This window comes from Methylobacterium sp. E-005 (assembly GCF_022829725.1).
Taxonomy (GTDB): Bacteria; Pseudomonadota; Alphaproteobacteria; order Rhizobiales; family Beijerinckiaceae; genus Methylobacterium.
The window spans coordinates 36,152-62,272 of sequence record NZ_JAKSYG010000028.1 but is presented as its reverse complement, the minus strand read 5'-3'; the positions used below and the strand labels follow the sequence as shown (position 1 = coordinate 62,272).

General features: G+C 70.5%; 29 protein-coding genes and 1 tRNA gene. 15 read left to right on the top strand and 15 right to left on the bottom strand.

The annotated features are described in order from the left end of the window. Positions 1 to 198: 198 nt before the first annotated feature. Entirely contained in the window at positions 199 to 516 is a 318-nt protein-coding gene (locus tag MKK88_RS02450) for a hypothetical protein (RefSeq protein WP_243996998.1), read from the top strand. Between the two features lie 322 nt (positions 517 to 838). On the opposite strand, the gene MKK88_RS02445 is transcribed toward MKK88_RS02450, so the two are convergent. Further along, a complete protein-coding gene (locus tag MKK88_RS02445; protein ID WP_243996997.1) occupies positions 839 to 1,039 on the bottom strand; it encodes a hypothetical protein in 201 nt (66 codons plus the stop codon). A 172-nt stretch (positions 1,040 to 1,211) separates the two neighbouring features. On the opposite strand from MKK88_RS02445, the gene MKK88_RS02440 reads away from it, so the two are divergent. After that, the gene (locus MKK88_RS02440; RefSeq protein WP_243996996.1) at positions 1,212 to 1,694 is read left to right on the top strand and encodes a hypothetical protein; all 483 of its coding nucleotides are present in this window, start codon (positions 1,212 to 1,214) and stop codon (positions 1,692 to 1,694) included. Between the two features lie 194 nt (positions 1,695 to 1,888). Here the strand turns inward: MKK88_RS02440 and MKK88_RS02435 are convergent, their stop codons facing one another. From MKK88_RS02435 to MKK88_RS02420, 4 genes are read right to left on the bottom strand one after another with little or no spacing between them, the layout of a single operon-like run. Beyond that, positions 1,889 to 2,062, bottom strand: a complete 174-nt coding sequence (locus MKK88_RS02435) for a hypothetical protein (protein ID WP_243996995.1) — start codon at positions 2,060 to 2,062, stop codon at positions 1,889 to 1,891. Next, positions 2,059 to 2,256 carry a hypothetical protein gene (locus tag MKK88_RS02430; RefSeq protein ID WP_243996994.1) on the bottom strand — a complete coding sequence of 66 codons (198 nt, stop codon included), beginning with the start codon at positions 2,254 to 2,256 and terminating at the stop codon, positions 2,059 to 2,061. Before MKK88_RS02430 ends, MKK88_RS02435 begins: the two co-directional genes overlap by 4 nt. Continuing rightward, a complete protein-coding gene (locus MKK88_RS02425) occupies positions 2,253 to 2,555 on the bottom strand; it encodes a hypothetical protein (RefSeq protein WP_243996993.1) in 303 nt (100 codons plus the stop codon). The genes MKK88_RS02430 and MKK88_RS02425 overlap by 4 nt, the downstream gene beginning before the upstream one ends. Beyond that, positions 2,552 to 2,818, bottom strand: coding sequence for a hypothetical protein (locus tag MKK88_RS02420; RefSeq protein WP_243996992.1), 267 nt, complete (start codon positions 2,816 to 2,818; stop codon positions 2,552 to 2,554). The genes MKK88_RS02425 and MKK88_RS02420 overlap by 4 nt, the downstream gene beginning before the upstream one ends. A gap of 197 nt (positions 2,819 to 3,015) precedes the next feature. Between MKK88_RS02420 and MKK88_RS02415 the strand changes: the two genes are divergently transcribed. Beyond that, positions 3,016 to 3,090: transfer RNA gene (locus MKK88_RS02415), tRNA-Thr, on the top strand. Positions 3,091 to 3,513: 423 nt separating this feature from the next. Then, positions 3,514 to 5,139, top strand: coding sequence for a thiamine pyrophosphate-binding protein (locus MKK88_RS02410; protein WP_243996991.1), 1,626 nt, complete (start codon positions 3,514 to 3,516; stop codon positions 5,137 to 5,139). Here the strand turns inward: MKK88_RS02410 and MKK88_RS02405 are convergent. Further along, positions 5,136 to 6,011 (bottom strand): sulfite exporter TauE/SafE family protein, encoded by an 876-nt coding sequence (locus MKK88_RS02405; protein WP_243996990.1) that lies wholly within the window; start codon positions 6,009 to 6,011, stop codon positions 5,136 to 5,138. The genes MKK88_RS02410 and MKK88_RS02405 overlap by 4 nt on opposite strands. 502 nt (positions 6,012 to 6,513) lie before the next feature. Between MKK88_RS02405 and MKK88_RS02400 the strand changes: the two genes are divergently transcribed. The 11 genes from MKK88_RS02400 (at position 6,514) to MKK88_RS02350 (ending at position 16,722) form a co-directional block, all read left to right on the top strand. Beyond that, positions 6,514 to 6,831 carry a UxaA family hydrolase gene (locus tag MKK88_RS02400; RefSeq protein ID WP_243996989.1) on the top strand — a complete coding sequence of 106 codons (318 nt, stop codon included), beginning with the start codon at positions 6,514 to 6,516 and terminating at the stop codon, positions 6,829 to 6,831. Positions 6,832 to 6,838: 7 nt separating this feature from the next. After that, the gene (locus MKK88_RS02395) at positions 6,839 to 8,119 is read left to right on the top strand and encodes a UxaA family hydrolase (protein WP_279602028.1); all 1,281 of its coding nucleotides are present in this window, start codon (positions 6,839 to 6,841) and stop codon (positions 8,117 to 8,119) included. A 239-nt stretch (positions 8,120 to 8,358) separates the two neighbouring features. Beyond that, complete coding sequence (locus tag MKK88_RS02390) at positions 8,359 to 9,720, top strand: cation:dicarboxylate symporter family transporter (protein ID WP_243996988.1); 1,362 nt, start codon at positions 8,359 to 8,361, stop codon at positions 9,718 to 9,720. Between the two features lie 12 nt (positions 9,721 to 9,732). Next, on the top strand, positions 9,733 to 10,674 hold the full coding sequence (locus MKK88_RS02385) for a hydroxyacid dehydrogenase (RefSeq protein ID WP_243996987.1): 942 nt from the start codon (positions 9,733 to 9,735) through the stop codon (positions 10,672 to 10,674). Between the two features lie 4 nt (positions 10,675 to 10,678). Beyond that, positions 10,679 to 11,665: an Ldh family oxidoreductase gene (locus MKK88_RS02380; RefSeq protein WP_243996986.1), complete on the top strand. Its 987-nt coding sequence runs from the start codon at positions 10,679 to 10,681 to the stop codon at positions 11,663 to 11,665. 48 nt (positions 11,666 to 11,713) lie between these two features. Then, entirely contained in the window at positions 11,714 to 12,523 is an 810-nt protein-coding gene (locus MKK88_RS02375) for a GntR family transcriptional regulator (protein WP_243996985.1), read from the top strand. 54 nt (positions 12,524 to 12,577) lie between these two features. Continuing rightward, positions 12,578 to 13,672: a putative sulfate exporter family transporter gene (locus tag MKK88_RS02370; RefSeq protein WP_243996984.1), complete on the top strand. Its 1,095-nt coding sequence runs from the start codon at positions 12,578 to 12,580 to the stop codon at positions 13,670 to 13,672. A 60-nt stretch (positions 13,673 to 13,732) separates the two neighbouring features. Next, positions 13,733 to 14,974, top strand: a complete 1,242-nt coding sequence (soxC, locus tag MKK88_RS02365; RefSeq protein WP_243996983.1) for a sulfite dehydrogenase — start codon at positions 13,733 to 13,735, stop codon at positions 14,972 to 14,974. Next, complete coding sequence (locus MKK88_RS02360; RefSeq protein WP_409566606.1) at positions 14,961 to 15,500, top strand: c-type cytochrome; 540 nt, start codon at positions 14,961 to 14,963, stop codon at positions 15,498 to 15,500. Before soxC ends, MKK88_RS02360 begins: the two co-directional genes overlap by 14 nt. A 386-nt stretch (positions 15,501 to 15,886) precedes the next feature. After that, positions 15,887 to 16,129: a NepR family anti-sigma factor gene (locus MKK88_RS34035; protein ID WP_409566605.1), complete on the top strand. Its 243-nt coding sequence runs from the start codon at positions 15,887 to 15,889 to the stop codon at positions 16,127 to 16,129. Next, positions 16,126 to 16,722, top strand: coding sequence for a sigma-70 family RNA polymerase sigma factor (locus MKK88_RS02350; RefSeq protein WP_243996981.1), 597 nt, complete (start codon positions 16,126 to 16,128; stop codon positions 16,720 to 16,722). Before MKK88_RS34035 ends, MKK88_RS02350 begins: the two co-directional genes overlap by 4 nt. A gap of 174 nt (positions 16,723 to 16,896) precedes the next feature. Here MKK88_RS02350 and MKK88_RS02345 read toward each other — a convergent pair whose 3' ends face one another. From MKK88_RS02345 to chpT, 9 genes are all read right to left on the bottom strand, one after another. Then, positions 16,897 to 17,430, bottom strand: coding sequence for an isochorismatase family protein (locus MKK88_RS02345; protein WP_243996980.1), 534 nt, complete (start codon positions 17,428 to 17,430; stop codon positions 16,897 to 16,899). Between the two features lie 16 nt (positions 17,431 to 17,446). Continuing rightward, on the bottom strand, positions 17,447 to 18,469 hold the full coding sequence (locus MKK88_RS02340; RefSeq protein WP_243996979.1) for an asparaginase: 1,023 nt from the start codon (positions 18,467 to 18,469) through the stop codon (positions 17,447 to 17,449). 133 nt (positions 18,470 to 18,602) lie between these two features. Then, positions 18,603 to 19,214 carry a hypothetical protein gene (locus tag MKK88_RS02335; RefSeq protein WP_243996978.1) on the bottom strand — a complete coding sequence of 204 codons (612 nt, stop codon included), beginning with the start codon at positions 19,212 to 19,214 and terminating at the stop codon, positions 18,603 to 18,605. 194 nt (positions 19,215 to 19,408) lie between these two features. Then, positions 19,409 to 20,275 (bottom strand): CheR family methyltransferase, encoded by an 867-nt coding sequence (locus MKK88_RS02330; protein WP_243996977.1) that lies wholly within the window; start codon positions 20,273 to 20,275, stop codon positions 19,409 to 19,411. Then, the gene (locus MKK88_RS02325; protein WP_243996976.1) at positions 20,272 to 21,471 is read right to left on the bottom strand and encodes a chemotaxis response regulator protein-glutamate methylesterase; all 1,200 of its coding nucleotides are present in this window, start codon (positions 21,469 to 21,471) and stop codon (positions 20,272 to 20,274) included. The genes MKK88_RS02330 and MKK88_RS02325 overlap by 4 nt, the downstream gene beginning before the upstream one ends. Before the next feature lie 58 nt (positions 21,472 to 21,529). Continuing rightward, on the bottom strand, positions 21,530 to 21,922 hold the full coding sequence (locus MKK88_RS02320) for a response regulator (RefSeq protein ID WP_243996975.1): 393 nt from the start codon (positions 21,920 to 21,922) through the stop codon (positions 21,530 to 21,532). 11 nt (positions 21,923 to 21,933) lie between these two features. Next, positions 21,934 to 22,467, bottom strand: coding sequence for a chemotaxis protein CheW (locus tag MKK88_RS02315; protein WP_243996974.1), 534 nt, complete (start codon positions 22,465 to 22,467; stop codon positions 21,934 to 21,936). Positions 22,468 to 22,519: 52 nt separating this feature from the next. Beyond that, positions 22,520 to 25,261 carry a hybrid sensor histidine kinase/response regulator gene (locus MKK88_RS02310; RefSeq protein WP_243996973.1) on the bottom strand — a complete coding sequence of 914 codons (2,742 nt, stop codon included), beginning with the start codon at positions 25,259 to 25,261 and terminating at the stop codon, positions 22,520 to 22,522. 103 nt (positions 25,262 to 25,364) lie between these two features. After that, positions 25,365 to 26,087, bottom strand: a complete 723-nt coding sequence (gene chpT, locus MKK88_RS02305; RefSeq protein WP_243996972.1) for a histidine phosphotransferase ChpT — start codon at positions 26,085 to 26,087, stop codon at positions 25,365 to 25,367. Positions 26,088 to 26,121: the final 34 nt, after the last annotated feature.

Here is a 26,121-nt window from a genome sequence, read left to right as displayed (position 1 = left end):
GTCTGAGAGTCCGCAACGATCTTTTTATTCGGTGCAATATGATCTGTAACAAGATCGGCCGCCCGCCCCCGGCCCGTGAGCTGATCGGGGCGGGGCCGGGCGAACGGTTAGCGGGCCGGCAACCATTCGGCCGTCCCCCGCCCTGGCATGTCAGACCTCCCGCCCGCCGTCGCCTCCTGGCGCGACCAGATCGAACGCTTGTCAGAGCACGCCTCGCCGTGCCGGTATCTCGCCCCGGTGAAGTGGAAGGCGGTGCGCGAGAATGCGCTGGCGTTTATCGACCAGCACGGCGCCGAAGCGCACCGGCTCGGCTGGACCGCGCCCGAGCTGTTCGGCGTGCATCCGACGAGCGGCACCCTGCGCGTGGACTCGTGCGGCGCCCTGATGCTCGGCCCATCCGCGGTCCAGGCTGTCCATGCTGACCGCGTAGCGTTCGCCCAAACGTCGGGCTACCGGCCCTTGAAGGGTCAGACTCTGGGCTTGCCAATTTGGGAGTTCGCGGCTCGGGCGCGCTGATGCGGCGCCTCAAATTCGCCGTGCCGCCGAGGCCCTGTTCTATGATGCGCCTGATTCTCGCTGCCATCATTCTTGCCGCACTGCCGGCCGCTGCCCTCGCCGGCGATGCTCAGCAGGGTGGCCCTGTAACCGAAGGCGGGTTCGGGATGAGCGGAGCGGACTACTACGGCGATATACGCAGCCGGATGCCCTTCACCAACGAAGCTCCGCCGCACCAGATTGGGATCCGCGACGTGGAGCGTGTTCGAGCTGCTCGAGGGCGCATGGAAGTTGCTGGTCGACGCGCAGAGGTTCGGCGGCATCTGCGGCATCGGCATTCACCTCAGGGCTGACGCTCCCCGCCATCTGCCTTGTCCTCGGCCGCATGCCGCTTCTTCGCGGCGATCAGCTGATCGAGCCAAGCGATCGCCAACTCGTGCGCCTGCATGGTCCGCGCGTCACCGATGCTCTGCCCGATCTGCCAGCGGTGCCAGGATCGCACGTCGGCCAGCGCCTGCAGGTAGGCCTTCTGCGCTTCGGTCATGACACCCTTGAAACATCACCGTTGGGGCCGAGGAAGCCCCTGATTTCACACGCGGTTTGCCCCGTCATCCACACCGCTCCACCACGATCTCGACCGCCCCCGCCCGCGCCGGTTGAACAGGCCCGTCGCATCAGGTTTGTTCCACACTTGTTCGCAATCGGGGAGCACCAGAATGGGGCGCCTGGGTGATGTGCAGCCCGGCCGGGTGTGGGTCGATTGCGCATCTTGCAAGCGCTCGGGCCGCTACAGCATCGCCAGCCTCCTCGAGCGGTTCGGGCCGGACATTTCAACGACCGACCTCCTGCGGCACCTGACGGCCTCGTGCCGCTACCAGCGCCCGCCCGGGGCACCGCCCGTGCGGAAATACGAACACCTGTGCCTCGCCGCGATCACGCTGCCGCAACCGATTAAGCAGATCCCGCCGGTACCGCCGGGCGTGCCTTACACGATTGAGGTCTGGAGAGAGGGCGGCGGCGGCATCGAGCTGCATCTCGCCACCATCTACCCGCTGGCGGTGGCGAAGGCCGCGTTCGATGCGGCGTGCCTGGAGTGGCCCACCCACGAGGTCACCCTTCGGGACCGGGCACGGATCATTCAGAAGCGGGAGCGGCCGCTGCCGAACTCCAGCGCGGCGCCTGAGGCGTTCCGGCCCTGACGGCAAGCCCGTCTTCTTCCAGGCGCGCGAGTGCACGGGCGGCGTGCAGGGTTCGCTCTCGGCCGGGCAGCCCGGCGCGCTCGGCGATATCGGTGGCGGTCGATGGCTCAGGTGTGAGAGCCGCCAGCACGCGCGGGCGGATGTCGTGGCGCGGCCGGGCGCCGCGAGGGGCGGGGATCTCCGGCATCAGCGGATTATGCCGCCTCGACCAACCCGCGGCTCTCGGCCAGCCGCAGCACGTCGGCATCCGAGAAGATCAGATCGCCGATATGCCAACGCTCCAAGTCGTCACCGATCGGCGCCACGGCGATGCCAGCGGCCCGCAGCGCTTCGACGGCGTCAAGGACGGGGTCGGTGTCGTCGATCATGCCGACGCGATTAGCATTCGGTCACGAGCTCGTGCGAGCCGATCATCGTCTGGGGCCGTCGGCATGTCGTTGATCACCTGGTTGACGATGCCGCGGGTGGCCTGCTCGTCCAGTCCGAGTCCCTGCGCGAATCCGTAGAGCTGTCGCACGAGGCGGGTGACGACGACCTGATGCACATGATCGGGGTCGTTCATTGCCCGTCCTGCCATTGCCGGGCAGCTTCGGCCGACCGCTCGTCCTCGTGCGCAGCCATCTGCTCGATGGTCTCGGCCAATGCCACAGCCGCATCGCCATACGGTCCGGCCCTTTCAGCGACTTCTCGGCAGACCCGAGCTGCGTGCCGTAAGCCCTCGCTGTGAGCTGTATCGATTGCCGTCATCACGGCATTGAGCGCGCTATCTCGCTCGGCCTCATCGCCGTGCAGATGGGGGATAAGGAACGCCACGAGCTGCGCTTTCCAGCGGATCCGAGCCTCTGGAGAGTCGGCGCTCATCCCTGGACCGGGAAGCCAAGGATCACGGCGGTTTTCACCATTGTGCGGCCCAGGCCCGGCTTGGTCGCCTCGTCAGCCAGCAGCTTCTTGGCCTGCGGGTGCATCTCGATCGCCTTGGCGACGTCTATGGTGTGGCCGGACTTGAAGGCGAAGGGCTTGGCCGATTCGTTCGCGAGATAGGCCGCGGTCGCAGCCTCGATCTCCTCGTCCGACACCTCGGATTTGCGGCGAAGGTCGGCGACGCTGGGGATCTCTTTGGCCATCCAAACTGTGCCGACTCTTTGTGCCGACCCCCGATTTCCGCGGGAGCCGGCGTGTTGATCTCGCCCGCAGGGTAGCGCGAACGGGCAGTGAACGGAATGTGCCGAGATCTGTGCCTTGACGAAGTGCCGTCAAACGTAGTCAAACGCACTTCTGACGCACCGAAACCGCCAATTTCGTCAACGGTTTCAGAGCGCATGCCGGTGTAGCACAGCGGTAGTGCAGCGGTTTTGTAAACCGAAGGTCGGGAGTTCAATCCTCTCCACCGGCACCACAAGACCGTGATTCCAGCGGGCACAGAGGAGCCCGAGGACCTCAGACGGTCCTGACGGCACCTTGGATCCACGCCCGTGATGAGGCTGTCCGCAGCCACCGGAACACGGCGCCACCAATACGCGCCGTAACGGCTCGGCCGCCGGGCGCAGGACGACGTCGTCAAGGGCAACCTCGCCGATCACCGGTGAGCGGGGCCCTCCGAAGCGGAGCTCGCCCGATCCGCAACGAAGCCGGACTCCCCCGGGCGCCCGCTCGCACCGGCCGCCGTGGCGCGCAGGTCCGCGCGGAATTTCTGCGGGCCTCGAATCCCGCGACCGCGCATCACAGGGCGGTACGCCAGCGCTCGACGGCGCGATGGAGCCGTTGCATCTACCCCCGTGCAGCCGGAACTCGCCCCGCGCCGCCTGAGGAGGCTTGAGCCATGCAGACCCTGCGCGGTGCCGACATCGTCGCCCGGCCCCTGGAGGCGCTCGGCGTCACCCGGATCTTCACCCTGTCGGGCAACCACATCATGCCGGTCTTCGACGCCCTGCTGGAGACCGGGATCGCCCTCGTGCACACCCGCCACGAGGCGGCCTGCGTCCACATGGCCGATGCCTGGGGCCGGCTGACCGGCGAGGTCGGGGTCGCGCTGGTCACGGGCGGACAGGGCCACACCAACGGCGCGGCGACGCTCATCACGGCGCTGGCGGCGGAGTCCCCGGTGCTGCTGCTCTCCGGCCATGCGGGCCTGTCCGAGCTCGGGCGCGGCGCCTTCCAGGAGCTGGCCCAAGCCGACATCGCCCGGCCGATGACCAAGGCCGCCTGGACCGCCGGCTCGGTCGCCGCCCTCGGGCCGGACCTCGCCCGGGCCTTCCGGATCGCCCGGGAGGGGCGGCCCGGCCCGGTCCATCTCAGCCTGCCGGTCGACCTGCTGGAGACGGCCGTCCCCGCCGCCTCGGTGCGGATCCCGGACCGGGCGGAGGCCGCGATCCGCATTGCCGAGCCGGCGCCCGATCTGGTGGCCGACCTGCTCGCCGCGCTGGCAGGGGCGGAACGGCCGCTGATCGCCTGCGGCCCGGCCCTGTGCGACACCTCCGGCCGGGCCGCCCTGGCGGCTTTGGAGGAGACGATCGGCCTGCCGGTCGTCGGCATGGAGAGCCCGCGCGGCATCAACGATCCCGCGCTCGGTGCCTTCGCCGAGATCCTGGCGCGGACCGACCTCCTCGTCCTCCTCGGCAAGCCCCTCGACTTCACCCTGCGCTTCGGCGCGGCGCCCGCCCTTGCCCCGGATTGTCGCTTCGCCCTCGTCGACCCGGATCCGGCGCTCCTCGCCCGCGCGCCGGCCGACCGGCTCGTCGTTTCAGGCCTCGCCGATCCGCGGCCGGTCCTGGCGGCGCTGACCCTACGCGCGACCGCCCATCCCCGGCGGGAGGCCTGGCACCGGGAGGCGCGGGCCGCCCTCGCCTATCGGCCACCAGCCTGGGCGGATCGACGCGGGAATGAAGGGCGCCTGCACCCGGTGGAGCTGTGCCGGGCGGTCGCGGCCTTCCTGGATGATCACCCCGACGGCACGCTGATCTGCGACGGCGGCGAGATCGGGCAATGGCCGCAGGCTCTGGTCCGGGCCGGACGGCGGCTGATCAACGGCGTCTCGGGCACGATCGGCGCGTCGATCCCCTTCGCGCTCGCCGCCGTGCTCGAGCGCCCCGGCGCCCCCGTCGTCGCGATTCTGGGCGACGGCACCTTCGGCTTCCACATGGCCGAGTTCGACACGGCCGTGCGCTATGGCATCCCGTTGATCGCGGTGGTCGGCAACGACGCGCGCTGGAACGCCGAGCACCAGATCCAGCTGCGCAGCTACGGTCCCGACCGGGCCCGCCACTGCGACCTGCTCCCGACCCGCTACGACGCGGTGGTCCAGGCGCTCGGCGGCTTCGGGGCGCTGGTGACCGAGGCGGCCGCGCTTCCGGCGGCGCTGGAGGCGGCCCAGGCCAGCGGCCTGCCGGCCTGCATCAACGTGATGATCGAGAGCGTGCCGGCGCCGATGCTCCGCCGGGGTGGCTAGACCCCTGGCCACCGAAACAGGCACCGGTCCGGCTGCGCTCTGCCCGACAGCAGGCCGGGCAGCGCCAGCGCGGTGGTGGTCAGCCCGATCGCGGCGAGCAGCGCCAGGACCAGGGTCCGGAAGCGCCGCTGGTCGATCCGGGCGAACAGCGCGAGCCCGGCGAGCACGCTCACCAGCACCACCGGCAGCGCCAGGGCGAGGTCGCCGACGAGTTCGGGCGGCAGCGGATCGAGGGTGACGAGGATCGTCAGCGCCCAGATCTGCATCACCAGGGTGAAGGACTGGTAGACCGCCCGCTGGGTGCGGGGCTCCCAGCCGCGCACGAGGCTCCAGGCCGTCGGCAGCGCCCCGGACAGGCCCGCGATGCCGCCCAGTACGCCGCCGAGGAAACCGACCGCGCCGTCGCTCCAGCGATTGCCGAATCCCACCCGGTAATCGGCGCGCAGAAGCGCGATGCCGCCGCTGTAGAGCAACAGGAAGGTGCCGATCGCGACCTTGATGAAGCGCGGATCGAGGTCGTGCAGAAGATGGATGCCGATCGGTGCGCCCACGAGGCCGGGCAGGATCATCGCGAAGGCGGTGCCCCGCGGCGGCCAGGTCCGCAGGCGCAGGATCGAGATCACCTGCGAGAGGATGCTGCAGACAAGAACCAGGGCGGTCGCCTCGACCGGCGTACGGATCGAGAGCAAGGTGCCGGAGGCGATCAGCGCGAAGGCGAAACCCGTCAGCCCGGAGACCAGACCGGCACAGCCGACGCAGAGGATGAGGAGGAGCGTGTCGTTCACCGGGGGCGCCCGGGCCGGTCGATGGCAAACGCCCGCGCAACCGCCATCCTTGTCCTCCGGACCGCCGCCCCGCTGAAGCGGGCTCATTTTGTATGTATCTTATATAAGACTTCGCGTGTGAGGCAAGCTGCGGGCGTCGTACCCGGTTTCTGGGGAAGTACCCCGACCGACTCGCGCGAGTGGCGTCAGTCGCTTGCTGGACAGGCTGCCTGGATCTGCCGCGCACCCTCCCCGTCCTTTGAAGCTGTCAGACCCACACAGTGTGGGCCGCGATGCGGTTGCAGAATACGGCGCGGGTCCCCTTTCCGTGCGGGGGAGGGACAGGATGAGGGATCAGGTCTTTCCGGATAGGGCTCATCATCCACCAGCGCACGAAGGCGCGCCCCATCCTGAAGCTTCTCATCCCTCACCCCGACCCTCTCCCGCACGGGAGAGGGGGCACGTCGCGCCCTGCAGGGCCGGATGCTTCAACCCCGAATGAATGCAATCACCGCCGTCGCACAATCACCCGTTGACGCCCCTCTTCTCGTTAGTCTTATATAAGACAAGTCGCCGCCGCGAAGCCGACGATTACGACCAGGAGGACCGCATGAGCAGCCACGCCGCGTCCGGCGAGGGGCACCGCAAGCCGCATCTTCTCGCCCATTCCCCCCAGGACAACGTCGCCGTCGCGGTGATCGAGGGCCTGAGCGCCGACACCGACGCCTTCGGGGTGATCACCGAGAACGACACCACCTTCGCGGTCCATGTCCGCCACGACATCCCAATCGGCCACAAGGTCGCGCTCACCGACCTGAAGGCCGGCGATACGGCCATCAAGTACGGCCAGGACATCGGCAAGGTCATCAAGGACGTCGCCAAGGGCGAGCACGTCCACGTTCACAACGTCAAGACGAAGCGCTGGTGAGGTGACGATGTTCAAGGAAGCCGCTCAGCTCGAACACGAGATCGCCACCCCCTTCGTCGGCGGTGCCCCTGATCAGTTCGCCACGCCGGCGCTCGCGACCCAGCGCGCCTCGCAGGACGACACGGCCGCCACCTTCATGGGCTGGCGCCGGGAGAACGGCCGGGTCGGCGTGCGCAACCACGTCGTGCTCCTGCCGCTGGACGATCTGTCCAACGCCGCCTGCGAGGCGGTCGCCAACAATGTGAAGGGCACGATGGCGCTGCCCCACGCCTACGGCCGGCTCCAGTTCGGCGAGGATCTGGATCTTCACTTCCGCACCCTGATCGGCATCGGCTCGAACCCGAACGTCGCCGCCGTCGTGGTGATCGGCATCGAGGACCAGTGGACCAACCGCGTGGTCGAGGGCATCGCCAAGACCGGCAAGCCGGTCTGCGGCTTCGGCATCGAGGGCCACGGCGACATCGCAATCATCGCCAAGGCGAGCTACCAGGCCAAGCGCTTCGTGCAATGGGCGACCGAGCTGCAGCGCGAGGCATGCCCGATCGCCGACCTCTGGGTCTCGACCAAGTGCGGCGAGTCCGACACCACCACCGGCCTCGCCTCCTGCCCCACCGTCGGCAACATGTACGACAAGCTCATCCCGCACGGGATCTACGGGGTGTTCGGCGAGACCTCGGAGATCACCGGCGCCGAGCATCTCTGTCGCGAGCGGGCGGCCAGCCCGGACATCGCCGACAAGTGGTACAGGATGTGGAAGGCCTACCAGGACGACGTGATCGAGGCCCACAAGACCGACGATCTGTCCGACTCGCAGCCGACCAAGGGCAACATCGCGGGCGGCCTCACCACGATCGAGGAGAAGGCCCTCGGCAACCTCGAGAAGATCGGCCACGAATGCCGGTTCATCGACGCGCTCCAGCCCGCCGAGGCCCCCGCCAAGGGGCCCGGCCTCTACTTCATGGACACGTCCTCGGCGGCGGCCGAGTGCGTCACCCTGATGGCGGCGGCGGGCTACGTGGTGCACACCTTCCCCACGGGACAGGGCAACGTGATCGGCAACCCGATCGTCCCGGTGATCAAGATCACCGGCAATCCCCGCACCGTGCGCACCATGGGCGAGCATATCGATGTCGACGTCTCGGGCGTGCTCAGCCGCGAGATGACGATCCCGCAGGCCGGCGACGCGCTGATCGACATGGTGGTGCGCACCGCCAACGGCCGGCTCACGGCGGCCGAATCCCTCGGCCATCGGGAATTCGTGATGACCAAGCTCTACCGCAGCGCCTGACGCGCACCTCCAGAGCCATGCCCGATCGCGTTGCCATCAGGCATGGCTCTCAGTCCCTGTTTCGTCGCGCACTCCTGCGCCGAGCCGGCATCCGCTTCGGTGGAGAGTGCTCTAAGTCCGGCATCCTCGGATCACGGTCCGCGGACGCCGCCCCGACGCCACGGGGTCCGGACCACGAGGGGAGCACAACCGCGGGGCACATCGCGGCGTTCTTCCATCCTGTCACACTGGAGGAACGCATGAGGCTGCTGCGGTCGATCTACGGCCAGGTTCTGCTCGGCATTGCCCTCGGCATCGCGCTCGGCGTGGTCGCCCCCGACATCGCCGTGGGCTGCAAGATCCTCGGCGACATGTTCATCAACCTGATCAAGATGATCGTCGCCCCCGTCATCTTCTGCACGGTCGTGGTCGGCATCGCGCATGTCGGCGACCTGAAGAGCGTCGGGCGGATGGGCCTGAAGACGATCGTGTATTTCGAGGCCGCCACCACGGTGGCGCTCGGCGCCGGCCTGCTGTTCGTCAACCTGCTGCGCCCCGGCGACGGCGTGAACGCCACCGTGGAGAGCCTCGATTCCAAGCTGGTGGCCGGCATCGCCGGCAAGGCCCACGCGCAATCGCCGATGGAGATCATCGCCAACATCATCCCGCACAGCGCGGTCGACGCCTTCGCCAAGGGCGACCTGATCCAGGTGATGTTCTTCTCGGTGCTCGTCGGCATGGGCCTGGCGATGCTGGGCAAGAAGGGCGAGTTCCCCCTGAAGGTGGTCCACGCCTTCGGGGAGGTGCTGATGAAGGTCGTCGGCCTGATCATGCACGTGGCACCGGTGGGAGCCTTCGGGGCGATGGCCTTCACCATCGGCAAGTTCGGCCTCGGCATCCTGGCCCAGTACGGGCTGCTGGTCGTCTCGCTCTACCTGACGTTCTTCGTATTCATCGCGGTCTTCCTCGGCGGCGTGATGCGTTTCTACGTGGGCCTCAGCCTGTGGAAGCTGTTCCGCTACAGCCGGGAGGAGCTGTTCATCCTGCTCGGCACCACCAGCTCGGAATCGGTGCTGCCGCCGATCATGGCCAAGCTCAACGGGCTCGGCGTCGACAAGAGCGTCACCGGCCTCGTGATGCCGGCCGGGCTCTCGTTCAACATGGACGGCTCGTGCATCTACCTGACCATGGCGGTCGGCTTCATCGCCCAGGCCCTCAACATCCCGCTGACCTGGGAGCAGGAACTCGGCATCCTGGCCATCGCGCTCGTCACCTCGAAGGGTGTGGCGGGGGTGGCGGGCGCCATCCTGTTCGTGCTGGCCGCGACGCTCCAGGCCTCGCAGCTTCTGCCGGTGGCGGGCATCGCCCTGATCATCGGGATCGACCGCATCCTGAACGAGCTGCGCTGCATCACCAACACGGTGGGCAACATGGTGGCGACCCTCGTGATCGCCCGCTGGGAGGGCAAGATCGACCTCGCCCAGGCCCGGGCGGTGCTCGACGGCCGCATCACCCCGGATCTCGACCTGCTCGACGACGGGGAGACCGCGGACACGCCTCCCCCCGACGAGCCGGCCGCGGCCTTCCGCCGTCCTCTGCTGGCCGCCGTGCCGTCGACCTGAGAAGGAGTGCCCATGCCCAAAGTCGTCATCAGCGAGTTCATGGACGAGGCGGCGATCGCCGCGGAGCTCGCGGGCTTCGACACCCTATACGATCCCGGCCTCGTCGACCGGCCGGACGCGCTGGCGGCAGCGCTGACCGGTGCCGACGCCCTGATCGTGCGCAACCGGACCCAGGTGCGCGGCGCCATGCTGGAGGCCGCGCGGGACCTCAAGGTGGTGGGTCGCCTGGGCGTCGGGCTCGACAACATCGACGTCCCGGCCTGCCAGGACCGGGGCATTGCGGTCTACCCGGCGACCGGCGCCAATGACGGGGCGGTGGCCGAGTACGTCGTGGCCACCGCGATGCTGCTGCTGCGCGGCGCCTACGGGGCGACGGCCCGCGTCGCCGCCGGCACGTGGCCGCGCAACGCTCTGATGGGCCGCGAGATCGGCGGCAAGCGGCTGGGCCTGCTGGGCTTCGGCTCCATCGCCCGGGAGACCGCCCGCCGGGCCGCGGCCCTGGGGATGGCGATCGCCGCCCACGACCCGTTCGTGGAGGCCGGGGATCCCGCCTGGACGCCGGATCACGGCCCGGTGCGCCGCCTCGACCGCGACGCGCTGATCGCGGAGAGCGACGTCCTCTCCCTGCACGTGCCGCTCACCGACCAGACCCGCGGCCTGATCGACGCGGGTGCCCTCGCCCGGATGCCGAAGGGCGCGGTGCTGATCAACGCCGCGCGGGGCGGGATCGTGGACGAGGCCGCGGTGGCGTCCGCCCTGCGCGCCGGCCATCTCGGCGGCGCGGCGCTCGACGTGTTCGACCGCGAGCCCCTCGACGCGGAGGCCGGCGCGGTCTTCGCCGACGTGCCGAACCTGATCCTGACGCCGCACATCGCCGGGGTGACCCAGGAATCGAACGTGCGCGTCTCGTCCGTCACGGCCCGGGCGGTGCGCCGCCACCTCACGGAACGCTGAGCCGATGCCGGTCCTGACCCGGCCGGAGGCCGAGGACCTCGCCGCCCAGGCGCTCATCCGCTGCGGCACCGCCGGGGCCGCGGCGCGGAGCGTCGCCCGGGCGCTGGTCGGCGCGGAGGCGGACGGCCTGAAGGGTCACGGCCTGTCGCGGGTCGCGCCCTACGGCGCGCAGGTCCGCACCGGCAAGGTCGCGGGCGACGCGGTCCCCCGGGCGGAACAGCCGCGGCCGGGCCTGCTCGCCATCGATGCCGCTTACGGCTTCGCCTATCCGGCCCTCGACCTCGCCCTGGAGGCGCTGCCCGGGCTGGCCCGCCACCAGGGGATTGCGGCGGCCGGCATCCGCCGCTCCCATCATTGCGGCGCCGCGGGGCGGCCGGTGGAGGCGCTGGCCGAGCGGGGCTGCGTCGCGCTCCTCTTCGCCAACACGCCCGCCGCCATGGCGCCCTGGGGCGGGCGGCAGGCCGTGTTCGGCACCAACCCGCTGGCCTTCGCGTGCCCGCTGCCGGGCCGGGCGCCGATCGTGATCGACCTCGCCCTCTCGAAGGTCGCCCGGGCCAACATCGTCGGGGCGGCCAGGCGTGACGCGCCGATCCCCGAGGGCTGGGCCCTCGATTCCGAGGGGCGCCCGACCACGGACGCGAAGGCCGCCCTCGACGGCACGATGGTGCCGCTGGGCGACGCCAAGGGCACGGCGCTCGCCCTGATGGTCGAGCTGCTCGCCGCCGGGCTCGTCGGCGCGCGCTTTGCAGGGGAGGCCTCCTCGTTCCTCGACGCCGCGGGGGACCCGCCGGGCACGGGCCAGCTGATCATCGCCCTCGACGCGGCGGCGCTCAGCCCGGACGCGCCGGAGCGCTTCGCCGTGCTGGCCGGGGCGATCGAGGGGCAGGACGGGGCCCGGCTGCCGGGCGGTCGCCGGCTGGCGCTGCGCCGCGCGGCCGAGGCGGGGCTCGACGTGGCCGACACGCTCGTGGCTGAAATCAAGGCGCTGTGAAGCGTATTGCCCCGCTCGGCGGGCCGACGTAAGCGAGGGGAGGGAGCGGTGCTGGACACAACCTTCGACGCTCTGCCCGCAGGTGGGGCTCGGCGTCGTCACGCGATGGAACGGTCAGGCGAAGGGCAGGCAGGTGCGGGACGCCCCGGCGGCGTCGGCTTCCGGCCGCTGTACCGGCAGGTCTACGACATGCTGCTGAAGCGCCTCGCCGACGCGGTCTGGCAGCCCGGCCAGATGCTGCCGAGCGAGGGGCAGCTCGCCGCCGAGCTCGGCGTCAGCCAGGGTACGGTGCGCAAGGCCCTCGACGCGCTGACCGCCGACAGCCTGCTGGTGCGCCGCCAGGGTCGCGGCACCTTCGTGGCCGACCACGACGACAAACAGAGCGTCTTCCGCTTCCTGAAGCTGCGCCCGGACGATGACGGCGTCGGCATGCCGACCAGCCGCGTCACGGGGATCGTGGAGGCCGCCGCCAGCGCCGACGAGCGCGGGCGGCTCGACCTCGTGCGTACCGCCCGGGTGGTGCGGATCGCGCGCGTCCGCGCCGTCGACGCGCGGCTCTGCGTGGCCGAGACGATCAGCGTGCCGGCGAACCTGTTCCCGGGCATCGCCACACTCGAATTGCCCAACACGCTCTACAGCCTCTACGCGACCCGCTACGGCATCACGATCGCGACCGCCAACGAGCGGTTGAAGGCGGTGGCTTTGGGTGCCCGCGAGGCGGATCTGCTCCAGGCCCCGGCCGGCACGCCGGCCCTGGAGATCGACCGCATCGCCATCGACCTGGAGGAGCGGCCGGTGGAATGGCGCCTCTCGACCTGCCTGACGCAGGAGGTCCACTACCTGTCGGTCCTGCGTTGACTGGGGGCGTCACCGGCACGGAGCCGACTGTCCGTCCTCCGGGGAGCGACCCTGATGAGCGCTGACGCCTCCTCGAAACCCGCCGCGGGCGCCGCATCCCGGGCCGCCGGAACCGGCCTCGGCTTTTCGCTCCTGCCCGGCATCGGCCTGTGCGCGGCGATCACCGCCGTGGCGATGGCCGCCCAGGCGCTGGAGGAGCGCGCCACCGGCCACCCCTACGTCGAAGCCCTGGTGCTGGCGATCCTGATCGGCATCGCGGTGCGCACCACCTGGACGCCGGACGCGCGCTTCCGCGCCGGCATCGCCTTCTCGGCGAAGCAGCTCCTTGAAGTCGCCGTGGTGCTGCTCGGCGCCTCCCTGAGTCTCGGGGCGATCCTCGCCTCCGGTCCGGCCTTGCTCGCCGGCATCGTCGGCACCGTGGTGATCGGCATCGCGGCCAGCGTCGCGATCTGCCGGGCGCTCGGGCTGCCGGCCCGGATGGCGATCCTGGTGGCCTGCGGCAACGCCATCTGCGGCAACTCGGCCATCGCGGCCGTGGCCCCCGTGATCGGCGCCGAGCCGAAGGACATTGCCGCCGCCATCGCGTTCACCGCCGTGCTGGGCGTGCTGATGGTGCTCGGCCTGCCGCTGTTCGTGCCCTTCGCGGGCCTGAGCGACAACCAGTACGGCGTGCTTGCGGGCCTCACGGTCTACGCGGTGCCGCAGGTGCTGGCCGCCACCGTGCCGGTCAGCCTGCTCTCGACCCAGGTCGGCACCCTGGTGAAGCTCGTGCGCGTGCTGATGCTCGGCCCCGTGGTGGTGGCCTTCTCGCTGATCGCCCCCCGGCTGCCGCAGGCGACGGCGGACTCCGCCGCGTCCCGGCCCGCCCCGGCCCGTCCCGGGCTGGCCAAGCTGGTGCCGTGGTTCATCCTCGGCTTCCTGGCGCTGGCGACCTTCCGCTCGCTGGGCCTCGTGCCGGACGCCGCCGTGAAGCCGCTGACCCAGCTCGCGGGCGTGCTCACGATCCTGTCCATGGCGGCGCTCGGCCTCGGCGTCGATGTCCGCGTCCTGGCCCGGGTCGGCGGCCGCGTCACCCTGGCGGTCACCGCCTCGCTCGCCGTCCTCGTCGCGGTGAGCCTGTGCCTCATCACGGGGCTCGGGATCCGGTAGGCGCCGGCGGGCTCACCCGGTATCCTCCCCCGGGGGGCCGATCGACTGGAGAGACAAGCGATGACGCGCGATCCCGACGATCCGCCGGCCCGGCGGCGCTTCCTCGTCCAGGGTGCGGCCGCGGCGGCCGCCCTCGTGGGGGGACGTGCCCAGGCGGAGGAGGCCGCGCCCCCCGCCATCCCGGCGTGGATGAAGGCGCCCGGCGCCGATGTCGGCAGCCAGACCTACGGCACGCCCTCGCGCTTCGAGGCGGACGTGATCCGCAACGTGCCCAAGGGCCTGAAGCAGTACACCTCCGCGTCGAGCCGCACGCCGCTCCAGGATCTCGACGGCATCCTCACGCCGAACGGCCTGTTCTACGAGCGCCACCACGGCGGCATCCCCGACATCGACCCCGCCCGGCACCGGCTGATGATCCACGGGCTCGTCGAGACGCCGCTGATCCTGACGATGGACGACATCCGCCGCTTCCCGTCGGAATCGCACATCCACTTCCTCGAATGCTCCGGAAATCCGGGCTTCGAGGCCATCAAGGGCAAGACGGCCTCGGACCTCGTCGGCCTCGTGAGCTGCGCCGAATGGACGGGCGTGCGCCTCGCCACGGTGCTGCGCGAGGCCGGGCTCAAGCCGGAGGCCCAATGGGTCGTCGCGGAGGGGGCCGACGCCGCCGCCCTCACCCGCAGCATCCCGATCGCAAAGTGCCTGGACGACGCGCTGCTGGTCTACAGCCAGAACGGCGAGCGCCTGCGGCCGCAGCAGGGCTATCCGCTCCGGGTGCTCCTGCCCGGCTTCGAGGGCAACATGAACGTGAAGTGGCTGCGCCGCCTCAACGTGACGGCGGAGCCGGCCTATTCCCGCGAGGAGACCGCCAAGTACACGGATTCCATGCCGGACGGCACGGCGCGGCAATTTACCTTCGTCATGGAGGCGAAGTCGATCATCACCCGGCCCTCCGGCACCCAGCGGATCGCCCCCGGCTTCCACGAGATCACCGGCATCGCCTGGAGCGGGCGCGGCAAGATCCGGGGCGTGCAGGTCACGACCGACGGGGGCAGGAGCTGGCAGGAGGCGGCCCTGCAGGAACCGGTCCTGACCCGGGCGCTGACCCGCTTCCGCCTGCCCTGGACCTGGGACGGCCAGCCGACCACCCTCATGAGCCGGGCGATCGACGAGACCGGCTACGTGCAGCCGAGTTTGTCCGATCTCACGGCGGTGCGGGGGCTCAAGTCCTTCTACCACAACAACGCGACCGTGCCCTGGCGCATCGCGGAGAGCGGCGAGGTGACCAATGGCTATGCGTAACGCCCGCGCGCTGGCAGCCGCCTTCCTGCTGCTCGGCCTTGCCGGCGCAGCCTCGGCCGCGGAGCGCTACGGCCTCGGTCGCCCGGCCACCGCGGCCGAGATCGCGGCCTGGGACATCGATATCGACCGCGACGGCCGGAAGCTGCCGCCGGGCAGCGGCAGCGTCGCGCAGGGCCACGCGGTGTTCGAGGCGCAGTGTGCCGCCTGCCACGGGGCGCGTGGCGAGGGCGGGGTCGGCGATCCGCTGGTCGGCGGCCAGGGCAGCCTGGCCTCGGCCAAGCCGCTCAAGACGGTCGGCAGCTTCTGGCCCTATGCGCCGACCCTGTTCGACTACATCCGCCGGGCCATGCCGATGAACGCGCCGGAATCGCTCAGCGCCGACGAGGTCTACGCGGTCTCGGCCTACATCCTGAACCTGAACGGGCTCGTGCCGGACGGGGCGGTGCTCGACGCCCATGCCCTGGCGGCGGTGCGGATGCCGAACCGCGACGGCTTCGTTCCGGATCCGCGTCCGGACGTCCGCTGACGGACGGCGTTCCTGATCCCCCAGAGCGTCGGTTGGCACCCCACGCGCCTTCCCTCCCCCTCTGCGGGTGATGGGGGACGCGAAGCCGGGATCGTCCGCGCCGGTCATCCGCCGTTCAGGCCGCGCGGCTCATATTCACTACGGCCAAGCTATAAATAAGTATTGCTGGATTGTAACCGAAGATATATTTTGCAAAAACTCAGATAAGCTGGGCCATTTCAAGATTAAGATTACCTGAATGCGTAATTCAGAACCGATTAAATCCGTAAGGCCTAACAGCGCCGCCGGAAGGCGATGAGACGCGTTTCCGCCACGGCCCGGCGACGGACCGAAGCGGCGAATCGCAGGACCCCGCGGGGCCATCGCGCACGGTACGGGGCGCAACCATGTCGGGGAGCAAGAACGAGCGGGCGGTCTCCACCGCCCCGCGGGCGGATGCGGCCGACACGGTCGTCGCGTTCCCGTCCGCACGGCGCCCCCCCGCGCCCCAACGCGCGATCGATGCGGCGGTCCAGGAGCGGATCGGGCGTGGCCTGCGCCTGCACTACGCGGACGTCCTGGCCCTGCCGGTCCCGGATCGGCTCCTGACGCTCCTCGACGCCCTCGCCGACACGGAGGCCCAGCCATGACCCTGTTGCTCCAAGCCGCCCCTGCGGGGAGCGGATCCGGCCCGGCCCCGTCAGGCGCCGATCCCGAGATGCGCGATCTCCTGCTCGGGGCGATCCCGGCGCTGCGGGCCTTCGCGTTCTCCCTGACCTACGATCTCGACCGCTCGGACGACCTCGTGCAGGACACCCTGGTCCGGGCCTGGATCAACGCCGCGAGCTTCCGCCGGGGCACCAACCTGACCGCGTGGCTGTTCACGATCCTGCGCAACCTGTTCTACTCGGAGCAGCGCAAGCGGAAGCGTGAGGTCGAGGATGCCGACGGGGTCCATGCCGCCCGGCTGACCAGCCTGCCCGAGCAGGAGGTCCGGATGGAGATGGCGCAGTTCCAGAGCGCCCTGAACCAGCTCCCGGCCGCCCAGCGCGAGGCGCTGGTCCTGGTCGGCGCCCAGAGCTTCACCTACGAGGAGGCGGCGGCGATCTGCGGCGTCGCGGTCGGCACGATCAAGAGCCGAGTCAGCCGCGCCCGGGTCCGGCTGATCGAGGTGCTGGGCATGGCGGGGACCGACGATATCGGCCCCGATGCCCAGACCCGGGCGGCGCTCGACGGAGGCTGATCACGGCCCAGTCACGGGATTCCAAAGGACGGGTCCTTTGGCGGGTGCAGGGCAGAGCCCTGCGGTACGGCTCGCCCACCCCCTTCCAGGGGCCGGGGATCCGTTCGTCGGGGTTTCACGCCGACACCCCACCAAAGGGCTGCGCCCTTCGGGATCCCCGTTCGGGACGAGGCCTCACTTGATCAGCCGGACGACCTCGCGGAAGCGCGGGTGCCGGGCGGTGCCGAGCCATTCGAACACCACCATCTCGGTGGTGACGATCTCGGCGCCGTGGGCCGCCATCCGGGCGAGTCCCGCATCCCGGTTCTCGGTCTTGCGGGAGCCCACCGCATCGGCGACCACCGCGACGCGCCGCCCCGCCTCCAGCAGACCGAGCACCGTCTGCAGCACGCAGATATGCGCCTCGCAGCCGGTCACCACGCAGTCCCGGTCGTCCGGCAGGCGGTCGAGGAAGCCCGGCGCCCGCGTGGCGCCGAAGCTCATCTTCGGAAAGGCCGTCCCGGGCTCGGGGGCAAGCTCCGGCACGGTCGGCCCGAGGCCCCCGGCATTCTGCTCTGTGACCAGCACCGGCACGTCGAGGAGCCCGGCGGCAGCTTTGAGGCGGCCCGTGTTGGCGATCACCTCGGCACCCGCCGCGATGGCCGGCATCAGCCGGACCTGGACGTCGATGACGAGGAGCAGGGAGCGGACGGGATCGATCAGCGGCATCGGGCGCGGCAAAGCCTCAATAGGTCGCGAACAGGCGCGCCACCGCCTCCGGCTCCGCCGTGACGGTCAGCGCCAGGGCGAGGAGGATCCGGGCCTTCTGCGGGGTCAGGTTGTCGGCGCTGAGGATGCCCCGGTCGCGCAGGCGGGTCGTGAGCGGCACCACGCCGCTCCCGGCCCGGGTCGACATCACCACCACGAGCCCGGCGGCCACAGCGGCCTCAAGAGCCTCCGCCTCGCCGGGCGCGACCATGCCGGGGGCGAGCCCCGCCGCCACGAGGCCCCGGGCCCCCGCGGCCCGGAACGCCCGTACGGCGGTGCCGTCGGCATCGGCGTAGCCGTAGGCGATGTCGACCCGCGGCAGCGCGGCCAGGGTCCGGATGTCGAAGGGTGTGCCCGGCGCGTGCGCGCGCTCGGAGCGGCGATAGTACCGGACATGGTCACCATCGACATGGCCGAGCACCCCGAAATCCGGCGTCCGGAAGGTCTGGAGCCGGGCCACCGAGGTCTTGGTCACCTCCCGGGCCGCCTGGATCTCGTCGTTGAGCACCACGAGGACGCCGCGCCCGCGGGATTCGGGTGCCGCCGCGGTGCGAACCGCCGCGACCAAGTTGAGCTTGGCATCGGTCGACAGCGCGCTCATCGGGCGCTGCGAGCCCACCAGCACCACGGGCAGGTCCACCGTCAGGGTGAGGCTCAACGCGTAGGCGGTCTCCTCCAGGGTGGCGGTGCCGTGGCCGATCACGATGCCGGCGAGGTCGGGATGCTCGGCCGCGAGGCGCGCGCACAGGCCGACGAGGTCGCGCCACTCGGCGAAGCCGATCGCCGGGCTCGGCACGGCCCGGAACGGGACCGGCACCATCGTGGCCACCCCCGCCAGGTCCGGGACCGCCTCCAGGATGCCGCCGGCGTCGAGGCGCCGGTCGGTGGCGGTGTAATCGAGGATGTCGAGGGCGTCGCGCCCGAGGGACGAGATCGTCCCGCCCGTCCCGATGAACGCGACCTTGGGCAGCCCGCGTTCCGCCGTCATTCCTACCGCCATGCCGCGTCTCCCCGCCGTCGCCGGCCCCCGAATGCCGGAGGGACGATGCCGCGGTGCGGGGCCGGGGTCGACCCCGCCGGGCGCAGGCGGGCGATGCGCCGGACGATGGGCGCATCGCCGGGGCGCTGTCGCGTCAGCTCCGGAAGTCGACCAGCAGGGCCGAGATAGTGGTGCCGGTGCTGGTGCCGCTCGCCCCGTAGCCGGTGCTGGACGACTGGCTGCCCTGGAGCTGCTGGAGGAAGCTGGCGAGCAGATCGCTCGCCGACGACGGGTCGGAGCTGCTCGACGAACCGGACAGGCTGCTGTCAGAGGCGGCGTCGCCCGGCGGCGGGCCGGGCGGGGGCCCCGGGGGCGGGCCGCCGGCATCCGAGACATTACCGCCCTGCGCGTCAGCCGTCTGGGTGCTCTGGCCGTGGCTGGCGAACAGGTTCTTGAGTTCGGTGGCCTGATCGCTGGTCAGGCTGCCGCTGCTCACCTGATCGGCGATCAGGCTGTCGATCCGGTCCTTCATGGAGGACGGGTCGAGCTTGGCCTGCGTGCCGCTGGCCGAGCCGGTGCCGTCGCCCGTCAGGCTCGAATCGATCGACGACAGGGCGCTGGTCAGGGCGCTGGCGTCGGTGCTGCTGAGACTGCCGGCCGACAGCGCGCTGCTGATCGTATCGGCCATCCGCGTCTGCGGGCTGTCCTGGCTGGACCAGCGCGGCGCGTAGAGCTGCGCCGTCGTGGTGGAACTGATGCTACTCATCGGGAGGCTCGGGGCACGGATCTGCCGGAATCGCCCGGCGGCGGGTCCGTGTGCAAATTACCCACGCGCTTCTTAAGACCGCGTTTCCGGGGCGCTCGCAATGTGAGGGGCCGGTTGAAATCCGGATCTGCCCGCCTCCCCGCGGAGGCGGCGCGCGGGCGCGCGACCTCCGTGGCGATGCCCGGGAACCGGCGTCAGACGCCGGCCGCGACCCGCAGCGGCATCGCCGTCTCGCCCAGGCGCGCCGCCGGCGCGGCATGCGTGTAGAGGCCGCGATGCTTCGGATGGGGCGCGAGCCGGTCGGTCAGGCCGATCACCGTCTCGGCCGCCCCCAGCAACAGCGCTCCCTCCGGCGCGAGCTGGGCGGCAAGCCGTGCCAGCACGTCCGACTTCGTCGGCGCGTCGAAATAGATCAGCACGTTGCGGCAGTAGATGATGTCGAACTGGCCGAGCGCCGTGAAGCTGTGCAGCAGGTTGAGCTGGCGGTAATCCACCATGCTGCGCAGGCTCTGGGCGATCTGCCACTGCTCGCCGACCTGATTGAAGTACTTGATCAGCCACTGCACCGGCAGGCCGCGCTGGACCTCGAAATGGCTGTAGAGACCGGCCTTGGCCTTCTCGATCACCTCGGTGGAGATGTCGGTGGCCACGATCTCGACCTGCCAGCCCGGCATCCGGGGGGCCGCCTCCTGCAGCAGCATGGCGAGCGAGTACGGCTCCTGGCCGGTGGACGAGGCCGCGCACCAGATCCGCAGCTTGCGGCGGCTGGCGTTGCGGATCAGCGCCTCCGGCAGGAGCGTGTCGCGGAACAGGTCGAACGGGATCCGGTCGCGGAAGAAGAAGGTCTCGTTCGTGGTCATCGCCTCGACCACGTCGCGCTCCATCGCGCCGTTCCGGCCGAGCTTGAGCGCGTTGATCAGTTCGCCGAGGCTCCCGATCCCATAGCGGCGGCAGATCGGGGTGAGCCGGCTCTCCACGAGGTAGCGCTTCTCGGCGGTCAGCGCGAGACCGGAGCGCTGCTTGAGGAAGCTGCGCAGGAATTCGAATTCAAGCTCGGTCATGCCGGCTGACCCGTGATCATGGCGCGCAAAGCCGTCGCGAGGTCGGACAGGGGCAGGACCGCTTCGGCGAGGCCGGCCCGGGCGACGCTGCCCGGCATCCCCCAGACCGTGCTGGTCGCCTCATCCTGGGCGAGGACCGGGCCCCCGGCCTCGGTGAGCGCCCGGGCGCCGTTGGTGCCGTCCGAGCCCATGCCGGTGAGGATCACGGTGGCGGTGGCGGCGCCGAACACGACCGCCGCGTCCTTGAACAGGACGTCGACCGCCGGCCGGCAGAAATTCACCGGCGGCCCGTCGGTGAGCTTGATGACCGGTCCGTTCGGGCCCGCGGCGAGGCCCATATGGCGGCCGCCCGGGGCGACATAGATGCGGCCGGGCTCGATCCGCTCGTCGGGCTTGCCCTCGGCGGCCTGGATTCCGGTGCGGGTGGTCAGGTGCTCGGCGAACACCGCCGTGAAGATCGGCGGCATGTGCTGCACGATCAGCACCGGGAGGCGGCGCAGGGCCGCCGCGCCGATCCCTTCCAGCATCTCGCCGACCGCCCGCGGCCCCCCCGTGGAGGAGCCGATCAGCAGGGCGCGGGGGGCCGTGCGGCTGCGGACCTTCGGCCGCAGGGTGAAGGGGGTCGGCGGGCGCGCCGCGGCCGGTGCCGGATGCGCCGACGGCGCGGGGGCGTAGGCGACGGGCGCCGGATGGGCCGACGGCGCGGAGGTCGGGCGCCGGGTCCGGGACCGGGCCGCCCCGAAAACCCGCACCCGCTCGATCAATTCCGCCCGGAACACGTCCGAGGTGGTGACGCCGCGGCTGCTCTCCGGCTTGGCGATGTAATCCACCGCCCCGAGGGCGAGGCATTTCAGCGAGATGTCGGCGTTGCGCGTGGTCAGCGTCGACATCATCACGACCTGCACGCTCGGGCTCATGGCGAGCATGCGCGGCAGCGCCGTGGTGCCGTCGAGTTCCGGCATCTCGATGTCGAGCAGGACCACGTCCGGGTCGTGCTTGGCGATCATCTCGATGGCGATCCGGCCGTTCGAGGCCGTGCCGACCAGTTCGAACCCCGCCTCGCCGATCCAGCGGGCCACGAGGCCGCGCACCACGGCGGAATCGTCGGCCACCAGCACCCGGATCGCGGCGGCAGAGCCGGTCGTGCTCTGATTCGGCGGATTGCGCAGCGGTGCGACCGCGGGGCTCAGGGCCATGATGGGTGCCTCGGGTACAGGGCCGCGGATGCGGGAACGGGTGCGGGGCGCGAAAACGTCAGGCTGCGTCGTCCACGAGCCCGACCTGCTCGAGCTTGGCGGCGAGGATGTCGCGGTCGAAGGGCTTCATGATGTACTCGTCCGCCCCCGCCCGCAGCGCCCGGGCGATCGCGCCGATATCGTTCTCGGTGGTGCAGAACAGGACCTTCGGCACCTCACCCCCCTCGCTCCGGCGCAGGGCCTGGAGGAAGGCGTAGCCGTCCATGTTCGGCATGTTCCAATCGAGCAGGATCGCGTCCGGCATGTTCGCCGCGCAGGCTTCCAGGGCGGCGTTGCCGTCCTCGGCCTCGCTGACGTTCATGCCGAGATCCTCGATGATCCGGCGGGCGACCTTCCGGATCACCGCGGAATCGTCCACGACCAAGCAGTTGGTCTCGTGCGGCGCCTTCATGGCCCTCTCCCTCAAGCCGCCTTGGCGCCGGCAGGCGTGAAGCCGAGGAGCGCGTCCACGTCGAGGATCACCAGGAGGCGCCCGTCGAGACGGTGGACGCAGATGGCGAGGTTGCGGAAGCGCGGATCGAGGTTGATCGGCACCGCCTCCCGGCTGTCGGCGCCGAGCTTCAGCACCTCGCCGACGCCGTCGACCACCAGCGCGAAGGTCTCGCCCGCCTGCTCCAGGCCGATCGCCATCTTCGGATTGGCCTTCGAGCCGTCCGCCTCGTCAGGCGCATCGGGCAGGCCGAGGCGGCGGCGCAGGCTCATGGCGGTGACCACGCGGCCGCGCAGGTTCAGGAGGCCTACGATCTCGGCCGGGGCGAGCGGCACCGGGGTGACCCCCGACGGCACGAACACGTCGTGGACCCGCTCGATCGCCAGCCCGAACAGGGTCTCGCCGACGAAGACCGTCACGAAATCGTCGGTGGCGCCGGTCTCGACGCCGTTGGTGGTGGCGCCATTCGCTTGGGCGCCGGTGGCGTTGGCATTGGCAGCCTGCATCGGAACTCTCCGGATGATCGGTTCGATCGAGATTGGGCGGGCGGCGCGGCGGTCAGGCCGCCTTCGAGACCGTCTCGGCGCTGAGCTCGGCCAGCGCGGAGATCAGGCCGGCCCGATCAAACTTCGCCACGAGATCGGCGATCGCCAGGATCCGGGCCCGCTCCACCGCGTCGGCGCCGATCGCCCCGGTGAGGCCGATCACCGGGAGCGCGGCGAGCCGCGGCTCGGCCCGGCGCATCGCGGCCACGAGGTCGAAGCCGCTGCGGCCCGGCATCTCGAGGTCGGTGACCACCACCTCGATCACCGGATCGGACTGGAGCGTGTTGAGCGCCGCCTCGGCGCTCGCCGCCGTGACCACCTGATAGCCCGCCGCCTTCAGCACCGGGGTCAGCATGTCGCGGAAGAAGGCCGAGTCGTCGACCAGCAGGACCTTGGTGAGCTGCTCGGGCCGCTTCAGGCCGCGCGCCCAGTCGTCGTAGGCCAGCGGCAGGAAGTGGGCGATGTTGATGATGTCGGTCGCCCGACCCCGGAGCACCGCCGAGCCGATCAGGTCCGAGCGGTCGGCCGCGATCTCGATGTCGAGGCGCTCCTCGACGATGTCGACGATCTCGTCGACCACCAGCCCCATGGCGCGGTCGCCGTCCGAGAACACCACGAGGGCCTGGGTGCCTTCCGACTTGATGGTGATCGCCGGATCGGCCGGCACCAGGGGCATCAGGCGCCCGCGGTACTGGATCAGCGCGCGGCCGCCCAGCTGCTCGACCTTCGCGCACTCGATCTCCTCGAGGCGGGTGACCAGCGACAGCGGCACCGCCTTGAAGCTGCCCTGGCCGCCCTTGAACACCAGGAGCGTGGTCTTGCTGTCAGCCACCTCGTTCGCCTCGTCATCGTCGGCATCCGCGTGGCCGCCGCTGCCCTGGACGCCCTGCGCCACCTGCCGGGCGACGCCGTTCGGATCGACGATCAGCACCACGGCCCCGTCGCCGAGGATCGTGTTGCCGGCAAACATCGGGATGTGGCGCAGCTTCACCGACATCGGCTTCACGACGATCTCTTCCGTGTGGAAGACCTCGTCGACGAGGATGCCGAAGCGTTCCCGCCCGACCTGGGCGACCACCACGAACCCGGCCTGCTCCGTCTCGGTGCCGGCCGCATTCTGCCCGAGCAGGCCGGTGAGCGAGACGATCGGCAGCAGCCGCTCGCGCAGGCGCAGCACCGGCGCGCCGTTGATCCGCTCGACCCGCTGGGCGCCGGCATCGACCCGCACCAGCTCCAGCACCGCCACCTGCGGCAGGGCGAAGCGGTGCTCGCCGGCCCGCACGATCAACGCCGCCACGATGGCCAGCGTCAGCGGGATCTTGATGGTGAAGGTGGTGCCGCGACCCGCCGTGGTGGCGATGTCGATCAGGCCGCCGATCGTCTCGATGTTGGTCTTGACCACGTCCATGCCGACGCCGCGGCCCGAGACCGAGGTCACCGCCGCCGCCGTGGAGAAGCCCGCGTCGAAGATGAACTTGGCGACCTGCGCGTCGGTCATCCGGTCGACATCCGCCTGGGAGGCGAGCCCGCGCTGCACCGCCTTCTGGCGGATCGCCGCGAGGTTCAGGCCCTTGCCGTCGTCGGCGATCTCGATCGTGATCGTGCCGCCCTCGTGATAGGCGGCGAGCCGGATCGTGCCGCGGGCGGGCTTGCCCGCCGCCACGCGATCGGCGGTCGATTCGAGCCCGTGATCGGCCGAATTGCGGACCATGTGGGTCAGCGGATCCTTGATCACCTCAAGGACCTGCCGGTCGAGCTCGGTCTCGGCGCCGACCATCACGAGGTCGATCTGCTTGCCGAGTTCCGCCGAGAGGTCGCGGACCACGCGCGGCAGCTTCTGCCACGCGTTGCCGATCGGCTGCATGCGCGTCTTCATCACGCCGTCCTGCAGCTCGGCCGTGACGTGGGACAGGCGCTGCAGCGGAACCTTGTAGCTCGAATCCTCGTGCCGGCGGGCGATCTCGAGCAGTTGGTTGCGGGTCAGCACCAGCTCCGAGACCATCGTCATCAGGTGCTCGAGCGTATCGACGCTCACGCGGATCGTCTGATTGTTCTTGGCGGCGGCGGTGGTCTCGCCCGGGGTCGCCTCGCCCTCGGTGCCACCCTCGGCCTTCTCGGCACGCGCGGGCTCGACCTCGGCAGTCTCGACCGGCGCCGGAGCGCTCTGCGAATCAGCCTTCGGAGCAGGCGCAGATACGGGGGCGGCGGCCGCCACGGGCGGAGGCGCCGCGAAATCCGATTCGTCCGGCCCCGGGGCCGCCAGGAAGGCAGCCTCCAGATCGTCGAGGGAGACCTCGCCGGGCTTCAGCTCGCGGACCACCGGATCGGGCAGCACGGGCTCGGGCGGCCGCGCGGGAGCCGCCGGCTGCGATGCCTCGGGCGTTCCCTCGGCCATGCGCTCCAGGGCGGAGATGAGGTCGTCATCCGACCCTGACGGCTCGGTTCCGGTCGCCTCCAGATCGGCCAGGATCTCCTTCAGCCGGTCCAGGGTCAGCAGGATCAGGGTCACCGAGGCGGAGGTGGCGGGCAGCCCGTCCCGGAACCGGCCCATCAAGGTTTCGGCCGCATGCGCCAAGGCTTCGAGGCGCGGAAGACCGAGAAACCCGCACGTTCCTTTGATGGTATGGACCAGCCGGAAGATGTTCCGCAGGATCGTCTCGTTATTCGGATCCTGCTCGAACCGGACGAGCTCTGCATCGACCGTATCGAGATGCTCGCCGCTCTCAGTCAGGAACTCGCGAAGCAGGTCGTCCATAGGGGCTACTCGTTACGGAGAGAAGGTCTCGCGCACCGTACTTACTCGGGCGCGGTTAGGGAAGCGTTTCAGTTCCCGCCCCGCGCCAGAGTTTTTCCGAATTTCACGCCGGCGTGGTGTTCGAACCCTCACCGGAACCCTCACCGGAAGCTTCATCGGATGCCTCGATCACTGTCGGCGCGGCCGTGATCGTCACCTCATCATCCTGGATGGCGAATCGAACATTCATGGCGGCGGCCCGCGCGACGAGGCCCGCGAAGAACGGCAGGATGCCATGGGCATCGACCGTGCCGCTCTCGGGGCTGCCGGCCATCAGCTCCTCCACGTGCGGGGGGATGCGGGCATGCGAACCCTTGGATTTCAGCACGAAGGTCGGCGCCGCGCTGTCGCCGGAGACGACGACGTCGATCACGCCGCCCCGCGGGATCGCGGTCGTGGCGATCATCACGAGGTTGAGCAGCAGCTTGACCTTGTTCTTGGGGAACAGCGCCTGCGGGGCGCTCCAGGTCAGCTTGGTCTTGTCGTCGGAGAACATCCCCTTGGCGACGCTCTCGGCGTCGGCCAGATCGATCGAGGCACCGGCCGATCCCGCGGCTCCGAACGCGATCCGGGCGAATTTCAGCCGCGCCGAGGCCTGCCGGGCACTCTTGCCGATCAGTTCCAGCGCGAAGACGCGCATCGATTCGTCCTGGTCGTCCTCCAGGACTTCGAGCCCGTTCACGATCGCGCCGACGGGGCTGATCACGTCGTGGCAGACGCGGGAGCAGAGCAGGGCCGCGAGATCGAGGCCGTCGAGGGTCAGGGTCGGCGAGTTCGGGGACGACATGGTGCGGCTCCGGGGGGATCTGGTTCGGGCGTCT

Coding starts and splice junctions, on each gene's coding strand:
- MKK88_RS02405 (WP_243996990.1), bottom strand. CDS start 6,011: ATGAGCCCGCTTCAGCGGGGCGGCGGTCCGGAGGACAAGGATGGCGGT.
- MKK88_RS02325 (WP_243996976.1), bottom strand. CDS start 21,471: ATGGCCCTGAGCCCCGCGGTCGCACCGCTGCGCAATCCGCCGAATCAG.
- MKK88_RS02345 (WP_243996980.1), bottom strand. CDS start 17,430: ATGCCGCTGATCGATCCCGTCCGCTCCCTGCTCCTCGTCATCGACGTC.
- MKK88_RS02315 (WP_243996974.1), bottom strand. CDS start 22,467: ATGCAGGCTGCCAATGCCAACGCCACCGGCGCCCAAGCGAATGGCGCC.
- MKK88_RS34035 (WP_409566605.1), top strand. CDS start 15,887: ATGTCGGGGAGCAAGAACGAGCGGGCGGTCTCCACCGCCCCGCGGGCG.
- MKK88_RS02400 (WP_243996989.1), top strand. CDS start 6,514: ATGAGCAGCCACGCCGCGTCCGGCGAGGGGCACCGCAAGCCGCATCTT.
- MKK88_RS02335 (WP_243996978.1), bottom strand. CDS start 19,214: ATGAGTAGCATCAGTTCCACCACGACGGCGCAGCTCTACGCGCCGCGC.
- MKK88_RS02390 (WP_243996988.1), top strand. CDS start 8,359: ATGAGGCTGCTGCGGTCGATCTACGGCCAGGTTCTGCTCGGCATTGCC.
- soxC (WP_243996983.1), top strand. CDS start 13,733: ATGACGCGCGATCCCGACGATCCGCCGGCCCGGCGGCGCTTCCTCGTC.
- MKK88_RS02350 (WP_243996981.1), top strand. CDS start 16,126: ATGACCCTGTTGCTCCAAGCCGCCCCTGCGGGGAGCGGATCCGGCCCG.
- MKK88_RS02380 (WP_243996986.1), top strand. CDS start 10,679: ATGCCGGTCCTGACCCGGCCGGAGGCCGAGGACCTCGCCGCCCAGGCG.
- MKK88_RS02420 (WP_243996992.1), bottom strand. CDS start 2,818: ATGGCCAAAGAGATCCCCAGCGTCGCCGACCTTCGCCGCAAATCCGAG.
- MKK88_RS02360 (WP_409566606.1), top strand. CDS start 14,961: ATGGCTATGCGTAACGCCCGCGCGCTGGCAGCCGCCTTCCTGCTGCTC.
- MKK88_RS02310 (WP_243996973.1), bottom strand. CDS start 25,261: ATGGACGACCTGCTTCGCGAGTTCCTGACTGAGAGCGGCGAGCATCTC.
- chpT (WP_243996972.1), bottom strand. CDS start 26,087: ATGTCGTCCCCGAACTCGCCGACCCTGACCCTCGACGGCCTCGATCTC.
- MKK88_RS02340 (WP_243996979.1), bottom strand. CDS start 18,469: ATGGCGGTAGGAATGACGGCGGAACGCGGGCTGCCCAAGGTCGCGTTC.
- MKK88_RS02445 (WP_243996997.1), bottom strand. CDS start 1,039: ATGACCGAAGCGCAGAAGGCCTACCTGCAGGCGCTGGCCGACGTGCGA.
- MKK88_RS02370 (WP_243996984.1), top strand. CDS start 12,578: ATGAGCGCTGACGCCTCCTCGAAACCCGCCGCGGGCGCCGCATCCCGG.
- MKK88_RS02395 (WP_279602028.1), top strand. CDS start 6,839: ATGTTCAAGGAAGCCGCTCAGCTCGAACACGAGATCGCCACCCCCTTC.
- MKK88_RS02320 (WP_243996975.1), bottom strand. CDS start 21,922: ATGAAGGCGCCGCACGAGACCAACTGCTTGGTCGTGGACGATTCCGCG.
- MKK88_RS02425 (WP_243996993.1), bottom strand. CDS start 2,555: ATGAGCGCCGACTCTCCAGAGGCTCGGATCCGCTGGAAAGCGCAGCTC.
- MKK88_RS02410 (WP_243996991.1), top strand. CDS start 3,514: ATGCAGACCCTGCGCGGTGCCGACATCGTCGCCCGGCCCCTGGAGGCG.
- MKK88_RS02385 (WP_243996987.1), top strand. CDS start 9,733: ATGCCCAAAGTCGTCATCAGCGAGTTCATGGACGAGGCGGCGATCGCC.
- MKK88_RS02430 (WP_243996994.1), bottom strand. CDS start 2,256: ATGAACGACCCCGATCATGTGCATCAGGTCGTCGTCACCCGCCTCGTG.
- MKK88_RS02435 (WP_243996995.1), bottom strand. CDS start 2,062: ATGATCGACGACACCGACCCCGTCCTTGACGCCGTCGAAGCGCTGCGG.
- MKK88_RS02440 (WP_243996996.1), top strand. CDS start 1,212: ATGGGGCGCCTGGGTGATGTGCAGCCCGGCCGGGTGTGGGTCGATTGC.
- MKK88_RS02330 (WP_243996977.1), bottom strand. CDS start 20,275: ATGACCGAGCTTGAATTCGAATTCCTGCGCAGCTTCCTCAAGCAGCGC.